The sequence below is a fragment of the Mammaliicoccus sp. J-M41 genome, from assembly GCF_022385935.1.
Classification (GTDB): domain Bacteria; phylum Bacillota; class Bacilli; order Staphylococcales; family Staphylococcaceae; genus Mammaliicoccus; species Mammaliicoccus sciuri_A.
This window is the reverse complement of record NZ_JAJNIR010000029.1, coordinates 1-16,910: the sequence shown is the minus strand read 5'-3', so window position 1 is coordinate 16,910 and position 16,910 is coordinate 1. Positions and strand designations below refer to the sequence as shown.

16 protein-coding genes are annotated in these 16,910 nt (G+C 32.2%); 12 read left to right on the top strand and 4 right to left on the bottom strand.

The features are described 5' to 3' along the window. Positions 1–133 precede the first annotated feature (133 nt). Positions 134–1,684, top strand: a complete 1,551-nt coding sequence (gene pruA / locus LQ686_RS10555) for an L-glutamate gamma-semialdehyde dehydrogenase (RefSeq protein WP_107573065.1) — start codon at positions 134–136, stop codon at positions 1,682–1,684. A gap of 213 nt (positions 1,685–1,897) precedes the next feature. Here pruA and LQ686_RS10550 read toward each other — a convergent pair whose 3' ends face one another. Both LQ686_RS10550 and LQ686_RS10545 read right to left on the bottom strand, forming a co-directional pair. Next, positions 1,898–2,893 (bottom strand): LLM class flavin-dependent oxidoreductase, encoded by a 996-nt coding sequence (locus tag LQ686_RS10550; protein ID WP_107573064.1) that lies wholly within the window; start codon positions 2,891–2,893, stop codon positions 1,898–1,900. A 13-nt stretch (positions 2,894–2,906) separates the two neighbouring features. Then, positions 2,907–3,398, bottom strand: coding sequence for a GNAT family N-acetyltransferase (locus LQ686_RS10545; protein WP_233678433.1), 492 nt, complete (start codon positions 3,396–3,398; stop codon positions 2,907–2,909). Positions 3,399–3,551: 153 nt separating this feature from the next. Here LQ686_RS10545 and LQ686_RS10540 point away from each other — a divergent pair, with 153 nt between their 5' ends. Next, the gene (locus tag LQ686_RS10540; protein WP_233678434.1) at positions 3,552–4,472 is read left to right on the top strand and encodes an ABC transporter substrate-binding protein; all 921 of its coding nucleotides are present in this window, start codon (positions 3,552–3,554) and stop codon (positions 4,470–4,472) included. A 143-nt stretch (positions 4,473–4,615) separates the two neighbouring features. Then, on the top strand, positions 4,616–5,158 hold the full coding sequence (locus LQ686_RS10535) for a hypothetical protein (protein WP_107573061.1): 543 nt from the start codon (positions 4,616–4,618) through the stop codon (positions 5,156–5,158). Between the two features lie 71 nt (positions 5,159–5,229). Here LQ686_RS10535 and LQ686_RS10530 read toward each other — a convergent pair whose 3' ends face one another. Together LQ686_RS10530 and LQ686_RS10525 are read right to left on the bottom strand one after the other, a co-directional pair. Beyond that, positions 5,230–5,586, bottom strand: coding sequence for a transcriptional regulator, SarA/Rot family (locus tag LQ686_RS10530; RefSeq protein ID WP_107573060.1), 357 nt, complete (start codon positions 5,584–5,586; stop codon positions 5,230–5,232). Positions 5,587–5,938: 352 nt separating this feature from the next. Then, positions 5,939–6,772 (bottom strand): aldo/keto reductase, encoded by an 834-nt coding sequence (locus LQ686_RS10525; RefSeq protein ID WP_107573059.1) that lies wholly within the window; start codon positions 6,770–6,772, stop codon positions 5,939–5,941. 200 nt (positions 6,773–6,972) lie between these two features. Here LQ686_RS10525 and panD point away from each other — a divergent pair, with 200 nt between their 5' ends. The 9 genes from panD (at position 6,973) to LQ686_RS10480 (ending at position 16,762) form a co-directional block, all read left to right on the top strand. Then, on the top strand, positions 6,973–7,356 hold the full coding sequence (gene panD / locus LQ686_RS10520; RefSeq protein WP_025905023.1) for an aspartate 1-decarboxylase: 384 nt from the start codon (positions 6,973–6,975) through the stop codon (positions 7,354–7,356). Between the two features lie 12 nt (positions 7,357–7,368). After that, positions 7,369–7,728 (top strand): DUF1304 domain-containing protein, encoded by a 360-nt coding sequence (locus LQ686_RS10515; protein WP_025905022.1) that lies wholly within the window; start codon positions 7,369–7,371, stop codon positions 7,726–7,728. A gap of 186 nt (positions 7,729–7,914) precedes the next feature. Next, the gene (locus LQ686_RS10510; protein WP_119494918.1) at positions 7,915–10,344 is read left to right on the top strand and encodes an MMPL family transporter; all 2,430 of its coding nucleotides are present in this window, start codon (positions 7,915–7,917) and stop codon (positions 10,342–10,344) included. Between the two features lie 387 nt (positions 10,345–10,731). Further along, a complete protein-coding gene (locus LQ686_RS10505) occupies positions 10,732–11,781 on the top strand; it encodes a MupG family TIM beta-alpha barrel fold protein (RefSeq protein ID WP_107573057.1) in 1,050 nt (349 codons plus the stop codon). Further along, the gene (gene murQ / locus LQ686_RS10500) at positions 11,782–12,666 is read left to right on the top strand and encodes an N-acetylmuramic acid 6-phosphate etherase (RefSeq protein ID WP_025905019.1); all 885 of its coding nucleotides are present in this window, start codon (positions 11,782–11,784) and stop codon (positions 12,664–12,666) included. 19 nt (positions 12,667–12,685) lie between these two features. Next, positions 12,686–14,122, top strand: a complete 1,437-nt coding sequence (locus LQ686_RS10495; RefSeq protein WP_107566028.1) for a PTS transporter subunit EIIC — start codon at positions 12,686–12,688, stop codon at positions 14,120–14,122. 5 nt (positions 14,123–14,127) lie between these two features. Beyond that, the gene (locus LQ686_RS10490) at positions 14,128–14,979 is read left to right on the top strand and encodes a MurR/RpiR family transcriptional regulator (RefSeq protein WP_025905017.1); all 852 of its coding nucleotides are present in this window, start codon (positions 14,128–14,130) and stop codon (positions 14,977–14,979) included. 282 nt (positions 14,980–15,261) lie between these two features. Beyond that, entirely contained in the window at positions 15,262–15,552 is a 291-nt protein-coding gene (locus LQ686_RS10485) for a hypothetical protein (RefSeq protein ID WP_025905016.1), read from the top strand. Positions 15,553–15,799: 247 nt separating this feature from the next. Continuing rightward, complete coding sequence (locus LQ686_RS10480; RefSeq protein WP_025905015.1) at positions 15,800–16,762, top strand: LCP family protein; 963 nt, start codon at positions 15,800–15,802, stop codon at positions 16,760–16,762. Positions 16,763–16,910: the final 148 nt, after the last annotated feature.

Below are 16,910 nucleotides of genomic sequence, written 5' to 3'. Positions count from 1 at the left end.
TTATAAGATTTTTTAATAATAATCATTTCTTTATGAAAGCCCTTTACTTGATAATTTTTAAAATACAATAGTAAAATGTTTTATAAGAGGTATTTATCTCTTATTAGGTTTATATTTTTAGGAGGTATGAAGGATGGTAGTAGAATTTCACAATGAACCAGCAACAGATTTTACAAATCAAGAGAATCAACAAGCGTTTAAAGATGCATTAATAAAAGTTAAATCTGAATTTGGGAAAGAAATTCCTCTAGTAATTAATGGTGAGAAGATTTATACAGATGATAAGTTTGAATCTGTAGATCCAGCAAACCACCAACAAGTACTAGGTACAATTTCAAAAGCTTCTAAAGAACAAGTTGACCAAGCGATGGAAGCGGCTAAAGAAGCCTATAAGACTTGGAGAAAATGGTCTCATAAAGAAAGAGCCGAATTATTAATTAGAGTTTCTGCAATCATTCGCAGAAGAAAACATGAACTTTCTGCATTAATGGTTTATGAAGCGGGTAAACCATGGAATGAAGCAGATGGAGATACAAATGAAGGTATTGATTTTATTGAATATTATGCGCGTTCTATGATGGAATTGGCTAATGGTAAGCCAGTCTTTGATAGAGAAGGGGAGCATAACCAATATATTTATAAACCAATGGGTCCTGGTGTTACAATTCCACCTTGGAACTTCCCATTTGCAATTATGACAGGTACAACAGTTGCACCTATTATTGCAGGTAATACAGTATTACTTAAACCAGCAGAAGATACACCATTAATTGCATATAAATTAATGGAAATTTTAGAAGAAGCAGGTCTTCCGAAAGGCGTTGTAAACTTTGTACCAGGTGATCCGAAAGAAATCGGTGATTACTTAGTTGATCATAAAGATACGCACTTTGTAACATTTACTGGTTCAAGAGCAACAGGTACACGTATTTTTGAAAGAGCAGCTAAAGTTCAAGATGGCCAAAACTTCTTAAAACGTGTTATCGCTGAAATGGGCGGTAAAGATGCAATTATAGTTGATGAAAATACTGATACTGATTTAGCAGCTAAAGCAATTGTAGATTCTGCATTTGGCTTTTCTGGTCAAAAATGTTCTGCATGTTCTAGAGCAATCGTGCACAAAGATGTTTATGATGAAGTTCTAGAAAAATCAATCGCATTAACAAAAGAACTTTCAATTAATCACACAGAAGGTGGTTCTGATGTATATATGGGACCAGTTATTAATAAAAAACAATTTGATAAAATTAAAAATTATATCGAAATAGGTAGTAAAGAAGGTAAGCTAGAAGTTGGCGGTAAGACTGATGACAGTAAAGGTTATTTCGTACATCCAACAATCATTTCTGGACTTAAATCAAGTGATCAAATTATGCAAGAAGAAATCTTCGGACCAGTTGTTGGCTTCACTAAAGGCGATAACTTTGAAGAATTATTAGAAATTGCTAATGACACAGATTACGGATTAACAGGAGCAGTCATTACAAATAATCGTGAACATTGGAGACAAGCATGTGAAGATTATGACGTAGGTAACTTATACTTGAACAGAGGTTGTACATCAGCAGTAGTAGGTTATCATCCATTCGGAGGCTTCAAAATGTCAGGTACAGATGCTAAGACAGGAAGCCCAGACTATATGCTAAACTTCTTAGAACAAAAAATCTTATCAGAACAATTTTAGTATAGATAAAAAGAACCTGAGGCACACGATGTGCCTCAGGTTCTTCTATTTTGATGACTATTTTAGGTCGTTAGGGACAGAATTCCTAGAAATGTCTCTAAGTGAGCGCCTATCTAACTACCACAATTCGAAATAATGGTAGTTAAATCCCCGCGTGTACATCTCAACACATCTCAACTCATCTCAACATATCTCCATCAATTTTCATTTATTTTAAGATAATATTTCTTCTGCTAGTAATTGATATGATTTTTTCTTGGCTTCGAAATCGTAAATATTTGTGATAATCATAAATTCGTCTGTTTGATATTCTTCTGCTAGTTGATTAAGTTGTTTTCTTACTGTTTGTGGTGAACCTATAATGCTTCTTTTTCGATTCTTCTTAATGAGTTCTAATTCTTCTTCTGTATAATCGTCTATATTGATTTCTTTTGGTGGTTGAACTTTTGTTCCTAATCCTTTACCTACGTTTAATAACCATTTGTCTTGTGATATGGCTAATTGTTCTGCTGCTTCGTCTGTTTCTGCACATACTACAAAAATACAAACAATGGTTGATGGTTCTTTCATATTAACGGATGGTTTAAAGTCTTCGTAATAGCGTTTCATTGCGATTTCTTTATATTTAGGATTTATAAAGTGACCGAATACAAATCCAATACCTAATTGTGCTGCGTTTCTAGCACCATTTTCAGTTAAACCTAATAACCACATTGTTGGTGGATTGTCTATGCGTGGTCCTGCTTTGACGAGTCTGAATTTATGATCTCTAGGTAATGAATTATGCAAGAATCCTTGTAAGTCAGATGCTTGTCTATAAAAATCTTCTATTGGTTTAATATGATCATCAGTTAAAGCTTTTTGTGTAATTGGAGAACCACCTGGTGAATTACCAAATCCTAAGTCGATACGGTTAGGAAATAATGCAGATAAAGTCTTACCATTCTCTGCAATTTTATAAGGATTATATTGTGGTAATAATATGCCACCAGAGCCAACTCGAATATGTTCAGTTGAAGCGGCAATTTGAGTCATCAAGATTTCTGGTGAAGAACTTGCGAGACCACTCGTATTGTGATGTTCAGCAACCCAATATCTGTGATAACCTAACGACTCAGTCCATTGTGCTAATGCAATAGTATTTTGTAATGTTTCTTCAGGCGAACTTCCTTTAGAAATGGGTGCTTGATCTAATACACTTAATTTCACGTTATAACGCTCCTTATAATTGACGTTTGTATTTTAATGATATGTAGTTTTCATTTTCTGGCAAAGTATACATTGGTTTTTCGTATTGGTATTTAAATCCTTTAGCTTCATAAAAAGGAATTCCCGTATGGTTTCCTTTACTTACTGAAACCCATTGTTCTCTGGCACCTCTTCTTATTTGATCATCTGTAATAATATTTAATAAACATGAACCGATGCCTTCTCGTTTACGCGTTGGATCCAAGTATAGGACATATAATTCAGAGATATGTGGTTCTCTAAAACCGCCGCCACCAGCACCAACAATTTGTCCATTATCTTCAGCAACAAACCATCCATTCCAATATTGATCAATATTCGTGATTTCTTTTGAAACGCGTTGTTCATTATAAAATTCATTAATAATTTGTGTGATGTATTTTTCAGGTAGTATATCTTTATATGTCACATGATATCCATCAGAACAAACTTTTATAATACCCTGTACATCATTAATTGTGGCCATTCTATACTCCATATGTATCACCTTTATAATTTATTTAATTCTAGTATATCTTATCTTTAAAATTTTTAACTATTTTTGCTTATGTGTATGGTTATTTTTTTAAAAGTGTATATAATTGATAATGTATATCAATTAGAAAGTGGGAAGCATAATTTGAAAAAGCTTATTATAGGATTGTTAAGTTGTATTTTACTTCTAAGTGCGTGCTCAAATAGTTCAAATGATACGAAAAAGTCAGAATCGAATGAAACGAAAGATTACAAACTAGAGAATGGGAAGACGATTCAAGTTCCTAAGAAACCTAAGAAAATTGCTGTTTTAACTGCTTTTTATGTAGGGGATTTTATTGAATTAGGTATTAAGCCAATTGCTGTTCCGGATTGGACGAAAGACTCATCTATTATTAAACCACATTTAGATGGTGTAGAACTCGTTGGTGATGGCAATGTTGAGCAAGTAGCGAAACAGAAACCGGATTTAATTATTGCGGATGCAATGGATAAAAACCTTAAAAAATATCAAAAAATTGCACCAACCGTTCCTTATACGTATACAAAGTATAACCATAAAGAAATTTTAACAGAGTTAGGGAAGTTAACTGGTAAAGAAGATAAAGCTAAAGTTTGGATCGACAAGTGGAATAAAGAAACAGCTAAAGATAAAAAAGAGATCCAAAGTAAAGTTGGCGATTCAACTGCATCAGTATTTGAACCAGACTCAAAAGAAATCTTTATATATGAAAGCACATGGGGACGTGGATTAGACATTGTACATGATGCATTCGGCATGCCAATGACTAAAGAATATGAAACTAAAGTTAAAAAAGGCGGAAAAGGTTATGAATCTATTTCTAAAGAAGAAATATCAGATTATGCCGGAGACTATATCTTCTTAAGTAAACCATCATACGGTAACTTTGATTTTGAGAAAACAGCAACTTGGAAAAACTTAGACGCTGTAAAAAATGACAGAGTCATTACGTATAAAGCAGAAGATTATTGGTTTACAGATCCACTTACATTAGAACAACTTAGAGTAAAACTTAAAAAAGAAATTCTTAAAAAAGCTGAATAATATATGACTAAATACCTACTATGATTATGACAATCGATAGTAGGTATTTTTTATATCCACCCTCAAATATTCAATACTAAACACCAAAAGCGTATTATACGTTAAAATAACAATAGGATGGTTAGTTGAGGGGGAGTGTTATTGTGGAGAAGACTTTATTGCAATGGCATAGGGATGTTGCTGAACAAATTTTGAGTATCCATTTAAATGTGTTTAATGTTGAAGATATTGAAGATGTTGTTAAAGTTCTTGCGACACCATTTGATAATGTGAAATCGAAAAAGTTTCAACGAAAGATTTATAAATGGATAAAGGGTATAAGTTCTAAAAAGATTTATCATATGATCAATGGTTATGGTATTCATTTAAGGATGATAAATCAATATCAATATAAACCTAATACGTTAATTTTGTACGGAGAGATGCATGAGCTTTATAAGAGACAGAAAGAAAGAGATCTTGAGGACTCTAGACATATAGGACATATTGTTACACGCTATAAAGATGGGGATTTTCCAAATACACCAGATGATTTAGACGACTTCGAACAATTTAAATCTAGGTGTGATGATAGACAATATGACCATTTCCATATCGGTAACTATAAGCGAATAAATGTTACGCACTTTGAAGATGTTAATTTAAATGAAATTTTATTATGGATAAACAACCAATTTAAACATTAAAACGCGTCTGGGATATATAAATGTCCCAGGCGTTTCAGTTTGTTATGCGCAATAATGATATATGTAATACTTTAGTTAGAAGTTTGGTTGATTTTATTTAAATTTTCGTAAGTGATATTTTTGCAAGTATTTAATGTTTCTTTAATCGCATCATAATTGATGTTTTTTAAAATGATAGAACGTTCATCTAAAGGATCTCTCACTTTATTGAAGTATTTCAGTTCCTCTAGTGATTTCAATGCACCTGTTAATTCTGAAGAAGAAGGTTCAAACATGAGTTTGCGTAATTTACGGACGTAGACTTCCTCTTTATTGATTTCGTTAAGATAGAATAGTGTGATTAAATCCATGCGTTTTAAGTGCGTTTCATCAAAAATTCTATTAAAGATGTCTTTTTTAAGTAGTTCATAATGAATAATGTTTTCCATGTTATCCTCCTATTATTTGATTTTTAAATTTAATTGATTTTTTAAGTCTTTCGTATCTTTAAAAAAGTAAAATTGAAATGTCTAAAACTTGTTGATTTTTTCAAAGAGTAAATAGTTTACTCCTAAATAATACCAAAAAATTAACTACTTACGCAATATAATAAGTAAAAATTATATGTAATTTATTAAAATGAAAAGTTGTAAAAATAATTGTATAATACAAATGAATTAATAATTATCTTGTGTGAAATTGAAAAGTTGGATTTTAAAAAGAAAAAAATCTCGAACAATTGTCCGAGATTTAAAAAATTGATTAATAAAGTTTATATATTAAAGATTATCGATTTTTAAATTAACCATTAAATTTATTTGGATTTGGTCCAATACGCTTTCCTTTATTAAGTTCGTCCAATTTTCGTATATGAGTATCATTTAATTTGAAGTTAAATACATCAAAATTTTCTTCTATACGTGATGGTGTAATAGACTTAGGAATTGTGATAACGCCGTGTTCGATATTCCAACGTATGATAACTTGTGCCGGTGTTTTATTTATTTCTCTGGCAATTTGATTTACGACGTTATCTTTTAATATTTCTGAGTTCATTAGAGGAGACCAAGATTCCATTTGTATGCTATTTCTATCTAAATAATTTCTAAGTTCTAATTGAGTTAAATAGGGGTGGAATTCTACTTGGTTTAATACAGGTTTATATGTTGCTTTATTTGATAATATTTCTAAATGATCTATATTAAAATTACTTACACCGATATTATTAACTAATTTTTGTTGGTATAATTCTTCTAGTCCTATCCATGTGTCTAACATAAGATTTTCATCAGTACCTGGCCAGTGCATTAAATATAAATCTAAATAATCTAGACCTAATAACTTTAATGACTTTTCATATGCTCGTTTAACATTTTCCTTACCGTAATCTTCTAGCCATAATTTAGAAGTTATAAATAAATCTTCTCTTGAGATATTTGCTGCTTTAATTCCCTCTGCAATACCTTCTCCAACTTTACTTTCATTTCCATATATAAATGCTGCATCAATACTTCTATAACCGGAAATAATAGCGTGTTTAACTGCATCTTTTGCTGTGTCATCATTTTCCACTCTAAAAACACCTAATCCAACATTAGGCATAGTATTACCATTATGAAATGTTGTGTAATTCATGTTCAAAACTCCTTTATAATATTGTATGGAATAGTATAATTGCAATTAAAATAGAATGTAAGTACGCACTATTTAGTTCCATAGGTACAAAAAAGTAATATTCAAACTTAATAGTTGACGGATTAAAATATCATTGTATGATAATAACGAGTATTAAAATTTATAAATTAAAAATAAAAATATATATGGAGATGAATTTCATGATAAGAACAATGATGAACGGGAAGATTCATCGTGCTAGAGTTACAGAAGCTAATTTAAATTACGTAGGTAGTATAACAATAGATGCAGACATATTAGATGCAGTAGATATCTTACCAAATGAGAAAGTTGCGATTGTTAATAATAACAATGGGGCAAGACTTGAAACATATGTTATTGAAGGTGAAAGAGGAAGCGGTAAAATTTGTCTTAATGGTGCTGCAGCACGTCTTGTACAAGTAGATGATGTGATTATTATCATGAACTATGTTCAAGTAACAGATGAAGAAGCGAGATCACATGCGCCGAAAGTAGCAGTTATGAATGAGAAGAATGAAATTATTGAAATGATTCATGAAAAGGAAAGTCAAATAATTCTATAGAGGTGACTTAATATGAGTATTCTAGCAACGATTTTTGTCGTGATTGTAGCAGTTGAACATTTGTACATTATGTATTTAGAAACAATCGCTACGACTTCTAAAAAAACGGCAGAAACATTTAATTTAAAGCAACAAGAGTTAAAGGATAAAAATATTCAAACACTTCTTAAAAACCAAGGTATTTATAATGGTTTACTGGCATTATCATTATTTTATGGTGCCTTTTTATCTAGTAGTCCTAAAGAGTTTGTAGCGGTTCTGTTAATATTCATTATATTAGCGGCTATATACGGTAGCCTTACAAGTTCAAAGTCTATTATTTTAAAACAAGGTGGACCAGCAATTATTGCATTAATTCTACTATTAATATAGAACTCAGAAATCCCAAATGTGAACTTTTTGTTAACAGCTTTTCTACAATTTTTGAAAAGTGTAGACAAAGTATACACATTTGGGATTTTATCTCTTTTTAGGGGATATTACAGGTGTTAGTATAAACGTTATGCTGTATACACTGTATGCATAAACTATATAGTAGATTTAAGGGAGGGAATATTTTTGGCGAACTTTTTATACAAATTGGGTTCTTCTATAGCTAAACATAAGTGGTTAACAATATTTATATGGGTCATCTTATTAGCTGGAATCGTGACGCCATTAACGATTAATAAACCTACATTTGACAACGATATTACAATGAGTGGTATTAAATCAATCGACACGAATGAAAAGATCGAGAAAGAATTTAATCAAGATAGTGAAAAGGCAAATATAAGAGTTGTCTTTAAAAGTGAAGATAAAAAAGGCATAACGGATCAAAAAGTTATGCAAGATATTCAAAAAGCTTTAAAAGATGTAAAAGATAAAGATGATGATATTAAAGAAGTGACAGATCCTTATAAGAATAAACAAATTAATAAAGATCAAACAACTGCTTTTGCAGATATCAATTATAAAGTATCTCAAACTTCAATTAAATCGGATTCTGTTGATAAAGTTAAAGATGCTGTTAAATCTTTAGAAGAAGATGATGATATTCAAACTGAATTAACAGGTAATGCTTTAACAGCGAATACTGAAATCGGTGGCGCTTCTGAAGCTATTGGTATCGTAATTGCTTTCGTTGTGTTACTTGTGACTTTCGGATCATTTATTGCAGCGGGCATGCCAATATTAAGTGCGGTTATCGGACTTGGTTCTAGTATTGGTACAATCGCTTTACTTACGTATTCATTTGATATTCCAAACGTTACGTTATCATTAGCAGTTATGATCGGATTAGCGTTAGGTATTGATTATGCTTTATTCATTTTATTTAGATATAGACAAATTATTAAGACTGAGAAAAATCATATTAAAGCAATTGGATTAGCATTAGGTACAGCGGGAAGTGCCGTTATCTTTGCAGGGGTTACGGTTGTTATAGCTGTATGTGGCTTAGCATTAGTTGGTATAGATTTCTTAGCTACAATGGGATTTGCATCAGCGTTAAGTGTTATCTTTGCTGTACTCAGTGCCATTACATTACTACCAGCACTAATTAGTGTCTTCCATAAACAAATTCATCCGAAAAAACGTAAAATACATTCAAATGAAAGTTTGGATACACCATGGTCAAAATTTGTAGTAGGTAAACCGTGGATAGCATTAATCATTGGATTTGTTATTTTAATTGCAGCAGCACTACCTGTTACACATATGCGTTTAGGTATACCTGATAATGGTATGAAACCAAATGATTCTACAGAGAAGAAAGCATATGATATTATTTCTGATGATTTTGGAGAAGGCTTTAATGGCCCAATCGTCATGCTTGTAGATACTTCTGACAAAAAAGATAATCCAAAATCATTACAAAAAGATTTACAAGATTTGATGAAAGATGTAGACGATATTAAAAATGTTGAAACCGTCACACCGCCGCAATTGAACAAAGATCAAGACTATGCACTTGTGACAGTTCTTCCTGAAAAAGGACCAAATGCAGAATCAACATATGATTTAGTTCATGATTTAAGAGATTATAATAAAGATGCCAAAGACAAATATGATTTAGATACAGAAATATCAGGTCAAAGTGTTATTAATATAGATATGTCTGAAAAACTTAACGAAGCAATACCATTATTTGCAGGCGTTATTATATTATTAGCCTTCATATTATTAATGGTTGTATTTAGATCAATTATTATTCCTTTAAAAGCAGTGCTAGGATTTGTATTATCATTAGCAGCGACTTTAGGATTTACAACACTTATTATGCAAGATGGCTTTATGAGTAGCCTATTTGGCGTAGATACAACAGGTCCATTATTAGCATTCTTACCTGTTATCACAATAGGGCTGTTATTTGGTTTAGCTATGGATTACGAAGTATTCCTTATGTCGCGTGTACATGAAGAGTATGTACGTACAATGAATAATACGAAGTCCATTAAAGTCGGTCTTAAAGAAAGTGGACCAGTTATTGTCGCAGCAGCACTCATTATGTTTAGTGTATTCATCAGCTTCGTATTCCAAGATGATGTGATGATTAAATCAATGGGTATAGCATTGGCATTCGGTGTATTATTCGATGCATTTATCGTAAGAATGACAATTATTCCAGCATTGACGAAACTATTTGGTAGAGCATCATGGTATATTCCAAATTGGTTAAATGCAATTTTACCTAAAATCGATATTGAAGGTCATGCATTAAGTGAGAATAATCACGTTACAGAAGAAGCAGATACAAACAATACAAATGCAACAACAATAGAAGTAAGTTCAAAAACAAAAGCATTGTACGATAAGATAGATGATGCAAATAAAGATGAAGTATTATATGAAGCATTGCGTCAACATAGTCGTAAGCAAGAACACAATACTCAAGAAGATATTAAAACGAGCACAGACAATCAAGAAATCATAGAAATATTGAATCAACAAACTAAAAATATCGAACAAGTAAACCAATTAGTAGAACGTTTGATAAATAAGAAATAATAGAATTAGGAAAAACGCCGGAACAGCAGAAGTTCCGGCGTTTTTTTGGGGTGGAGAGGAAAATTTATAAAAGATGTGAGTTAAAGAGGTAATAAACTCACAAGATTGAGAAACATGTGGGTTAAAGGCGGAATAAACACATGAGATTATAAAAGATGTGAGTTAAAGACGGAGTAAACTCACGAGATTGAAGAAGATGTGAGTTAAAGGTGGAATAAACACACGAGATTGCGAAAGATGTGAGTTTATTCTATATAAACACATTATTTACCCACCACCCCCCACATTCTGTAACGCCATTTCACAAAATTCCACAAAATTTTTTATCATTGGAATATTGTTTCAAAAATGAGATAATGTAAACGATTCCAATAGGGGTGTGTTGATATGTTAGGGTTTTCGGTATATTTAGGTGAAGCGTTTGATGAAGTATATATTGAGACGATGCTCAATCATGGTTTCAAGTATGTGTTTACTTCTCTTCAAATTCCTGAAGAGGATTCGGAATTGTATTTTGATAGGTTGAAGGAATTGAAGCTACTTATTGATGATAAAGCTGAAATTATAGCTGATGCGAGTCCGCATGCTTTTCAAAATCTTGGGCTTTCTTATAAGCAACCGGAAATATTAAAAGGTTTAGGTATTGATTATATAAGGTTAGATATTTCTCTAGCGATTCCGGATATTATTTCTTTATTAAGTGAAGTTAAAATTGTCTGTAATGCGAGTACGGATGCGATAAGTTTATTGGATGAACTTAAAGAACAAGATATTGATATGTCTCGTATTATGGTTGCGCATAATTATTATCCTCGTCCTGAAACTGGACTGGATAAAGCTTACTTTATAAAGCAAAATACAAAATTAAAGACATTATTTCCGGATATATCAATTATGGCTTTTGTACCAGGTACGGTATATAGAGGTCCGGTATATGAAGGCTTACCTACATTAGAAGATCATAGATATTGCCACCCATTAGTTGCTGCTCATGAATTAGCAGCTTTAGAAGTAGATGATATTTGTATAGGGGATACAGGTATCGATACAACAACGATTGATCAATTCAACAACTTCTTTCATAAAGGAATCGTGTCACTTCAAGTGCAATCTGAAACAAAGCATTTAGAAAGTTATATTGGGAGAATTTTTCATAATAGAAAAGACAAAGCTAGAGATGTGATTAGAGCGGAAGAAGGACGACAAATATTTCAATCTGAAATATTGCCTGAAAACACGGTTGCAAGAACAAGGGGTGCGATCACTTTAGATAATAACAAGTATGGTCGCTATATGAATGAATTACAAATCGTCAATAAAGATTTAAAACGTCATGAAGCTGTTAATGTTATTGGACATATATGCCAACAAGATATACCGTGTATAGATTTAATTGATGAGGGTACAGCTTTTCAATTTGTTAAGGGGGAAGAATAAATGGATATCAGTCGTTTAACGACAGAATCAAGAAATGAGCACTCGTCTAAGTTAGACACATTAACACCTGAGCAATTTGTTGATGTTATGAATAACGAAGATCAAAAAGTGGCTCAGTTTATTAAAGAAGAAAATCATGCTATTGCTCAATTAATTACACAAGTTATTAAAGGATTAAACAATGGTGGAAGATTAATTTATATGGGCGCAGGTACAAGTGGTCGATTAGGTGTATTAGACGCAGCTGAATGTGTACCAACATTTGGTGTAACACCTGATGTTGTCGTTGGACTTATTGCAGGTGGTCCAAGTGCGATGACTGTAGCTGTTGAGGGTGCAGAAGATGATGAAAGTCTAGGAGAACAAGATTTAAGAGATTTAAATATTAATGAACATGATACGGTTATCGGGATAGCTGCCAGTGGTAGAACACCATATGTAATCGGTGGTTTAAGATACGCACAAAGTATAAATGTACCTACTGGCTGTGTCACATGCAATAAAGCATCTGAAGTTGGTAAACATGCAGATTATCCAGTCCAAGTAGATGTCGGTCCTGAAGTATTGACGGGTTCAACGAGATTGAAGGCAGGTACTGCTCAAAAATTAATTCTTAATATGATATCAACAGGGGCAATGGTTGGTATAGGAAAAGTATACGAGAATTTAATGATTGATGTTAAACCAACTAATAAAAAATTAAAACAAAGAGCCGTAAACATGATTCAAGAAGTACTACAAACAACGGATGAAGATAGTGAGAAATTATTCAAACAGAGTGATGAGCAAGTGAAAGTCGCAATAGTAATGGGGATGCATGGGATTTCTAAAGAGGAAGCATTAGAAAGACTTAAACAAGCTAAGGGGTTTGTGAGAAATACGTAAATTAAGGGGTGTGTAGGCTATGACAAAAGAAAGAGAGATTGCACAAAATATTCTCAAAGAAGTTGGGGGAAGAGATAATTTAGACAAAGTGATACATTGTATGACACGTGTCAGAATGAATATCGTCGATTACAGTAAAGTCGATGTCGAAGGTTTAAAGAATATAAAGGGTGTAATGGGTGTAGTAGAAGATGACATGCTTCAAGTTGTGATTGGACCAGGCACTGTTAATAAAGTAGCTAATGAAATGAGTTCAATTATAGGGGTTCCTTTAGGTGAAGATATAAAGCATAAAGCATCTAATAAAGAACAAGTTGAAAAAGAAGCGGATTTATTTAAGCAAAGTATTAATAAGAAGAATCAAACAGCATTTAAAAAAGTATTAAGATCTATTGCTAATATATTTGTACCATTAATTCCAGCTTTTGTTGGTGCAGGTTTAATAGGTGGTATTTCTGCAGTACTATCTAATATGTTAACTGCAGGTACATTAGATGGTGCGACATGGGAACAGTTTGTATTAATATTCGATATCATTAAAAATGGTATTTTCGCATACCTCGTGATTTATGTGGGTATTAATGCGGCAAAAGAATTTGGTGCGACACCAGGTTTAGGTGGTGTTATTGGTGGTACAACCATGCTGACGGGTATGGATCCAGAAAGCCCACTTAAAAATATTTTTAATGGAGAACCATTAGCTGCCGGTCAAGGTGGTGTCATTGGTGTTATCATTGCAGTTTGGATTTTATCTTTAATAGAAAAAAGATTACACAAAATCGTTCCGAGTGCGGTAGATATCATTGTCACACCTACGATTACACTATTTATTATGGGACTAGCAACAATTTTCTTAATCATGCCGATTGCCGGCTTTATTTCAAATGGCTTATTAGGCGTAATAGATTGGGTTCTAAATATCGGTGGTGCATTTAGTGGATTTGTACTTGGTGCAACGTTCTTACCACTTGTAATGTTTGGCTTACACCAAGTATTAACACCGATTCATATTGAAATGATTAATCAATCTGGTGCGACTTATCTCTTACCGATTCTAGCTATGGCTGGTGCAGGTCAAGTAGGTGCAGCATTTGCATTATGGTTTAAATGTAGAAAAAATAAAAAGATTATCAACTTACTTAAAGGGGCATTACCAGTTGGTATTTTAGGCATTGGAGAACCATTGATTTACGGTGTAACACTTCCTTTAGGTAGACCATTTATCACAGCATGTATAGGTGGCGGTGTTGGTGGTGCAGTTATCGGTGGCATCGGTCATATCGGTGCATCAGCAATTGGACCAAGTGGCGTTTCACTTATTCCACTTATTTCTGATAATATGTATTTAGGATATATCGCAGGATTGCTAGCAGCATATCTTGGCGGATTCATTGCCACATATTTATTTGGAACAAATAAAGAAATGACGGCACCACAAGAATTAGAAGAGGATTAAAGCATATGGAACATCAACATTTACTCATATTTATAAAAGAACAAATGCCACGTTTAACAAAACATGAAAAACGTATTGCAGAATATTTTATTGAACATCCAGAAAAAACAATTAACTTGAGCGCTAAAGAACTAGGCAAATTAACAAATACAAGTGCAGCTTCTGTTATTAGATGTACACACAAACTTGAATTTAAAGGATTCACAGACTTGAAATTAGCAATTTCTAGATATTTACCGCAACATGAACAAAGTATTTATCAAGAAATTAAGCAAGATGAAACAGTCGACTCAATTAGTAAGAAGCTCATCACAAGAGCTTCTCATACACTTGAAATGACAGAAAAGAATATTTCGAGTAAACATATTGAGCAGGTCGTTGATCAATTATACGATACAGATACGATTATCGTATTTGGTGTCGGTGCTTCAAGTTTGGTTGCTCAAGATTTGTATCAGAAGTTCACTAGAATAGGTAAGCAAGTGATTCATTCTTTAGATACACACTTTTTAGCTACAGCCATTGCTTCACATAGTGATAGTTGTGTGCTCATCGGTATATCTAATTCAGGAGAGAATCATGAGACGGTATCATTAGCCAAAGTAGCTCGAAAATATGGTGTAAAAATAGTTGGTTTAACACAGTCAGAGCAGTCTACATTAGCAAAAAAATCTGATATATATTTAATTCATGATGCAAGTTCAGAAAAAAGTTTAAGATTAGCAGCGACAAGTTCTCTTATTTCTCAACTTATGACAATAGATATTCTTTTCTATAGTTATTTATCAAGAAATTATGATGAACACGTTGTAACGATGAGCAAAACAAGAGATGCAGTGGAATTGTATATAGAATAGTATGATTAAGAGCATGGACATTTGTCCATGCTCTTTCTATTAAGTATTATATTGAAAAAATAATAAAAAAATAGTACAATTTAACTAATAAACCTATTGCCAAAATATGTAATGTAATGATATTAATAATTTCAAAAAAGTTTAAATATCCTAAAGAAAAAGAAATGGCATAAGACAAATTATATAAATATTCTTCAACTCTATGAAACGAACATAACAGTCATCTAAGCGCTTATCATCACATTTCATATAATAAGAATTAAAGAAAGTTAGCGTGAAATCATGAAACAAGTGGAAATTATAAGAATATTAGATGATACGTCATTTATTATTAATGCAGGAACAAATAAAGGTATTAAACCTGGTTATTATATTGATGTATTGAAAAGGGATAAGTCATATAATTATATTGCAAAAGTAGAAGAAGTTTATCCTGAGTTATCTTTATGTACAAGATATGGGGAACAAAGGTTATTTTATGGGGATGTTGTAAGAATTAGGTATCCAGATGAGTTTAATATAGAAACAAAAGTTATTAAATCTAAAACAAATAGACGAAAAAAGAGAGGATGAGATCGCCGAATCTCATCCTCTTTCCCGTTTAATATGTCATATAAATTAAAAAACAAGTAACGTTGTAGATTTACAAGAATACTTTATCATATAATGTATAGATTTTCCAGAAATAAGTATGGAATCTTTGTATAAAATTTAAAATTATTAATTTAAAATTTAAATTGTGCACGTAATTATGTTCGATATGGAAATATGAGATAAATAAATGTATAATAAAGAAAAAAATAGAATGGACTGAGAACACGTGGCAAACCAATATGAGCGTTCTGCAAAGAAAAAGAAATCAACAGCATTCAAAATAGTAACGACAATCGTCATTATTTTATTACTCGTATTTTTATTAGTGATCGCATTTTTTGTCTATAAATTCTTCGCATTAGGTAATTCAATACATAATCCATTAGACAGAGATAAATCAGAATTAAGAAAGAAAGCAGTAGATACAAACGGCGATCCGATATCTATTGCATTATTCGGAATAGACTCAGATTCAACAAGAGCAGCTGAAGGCGGCGGAGAACGATCAGACTCAATCTTATTATTATCTATCAATCCTGATAAGAAAAAGACTGTAATGGTAAGTGTACCTAGAGATACTAGAGCTCAAATCGTAGGTAGAGATTCTGTCGAGAAAATTAACCATGCATATGCATACGGTGGACCAAAGATGGCCATTAATTCTTTAGAGAAATTAATGAATGTACCAATTGACCATTATGCGACGATTAATATGGATGGTGTTAAAGAATTAGTAGACCAAGCAGGTGGCGTAACTGTTACAAGTAATGCAACATTCACAGTTAAAGGTAATTCATATGTTAAAGGTCAAAAATATAAGCTTGAGGGAGACGAAGCTTTAGCATTTATTAGAAGTAGAAAAGAAGATGGCGCTGGTGGAGACTTTGGTAGACAAGAAAGACAACAACTTGTTATCCAAGCATTAGCAAAAGAATTAGTAAGTATCGGTTCATTACCGAAAATCAACCAAATCTTTGATACATTAGGCGATAATGTTCAAACAGATTTAAAAATTTCACAAATCAATAGTTTAAGATCTAAATATAGTGACGCATTAGATAATGTTGATAGAAATCAATTAGAAGGTCAAGATACGATTCTAGATGATGGATTGTATTATTTTGTACCTAGCGATTCAAGTAAGAAAGAAGTCGTAGATAACTATCGTACTAACTTAGAATTAGATTAAATATAAAAAATCTTGGACATCAAACGGCACTGCACCCTTACTAAGGGAGCTCAATAAAAACACTATTTTCTAGGCTGCTAATTTCCTATATTCTATAGGGGATAAGTAGCCTAGTTTTTGTTGAATTCTAACTTTATTATAGTTTTCA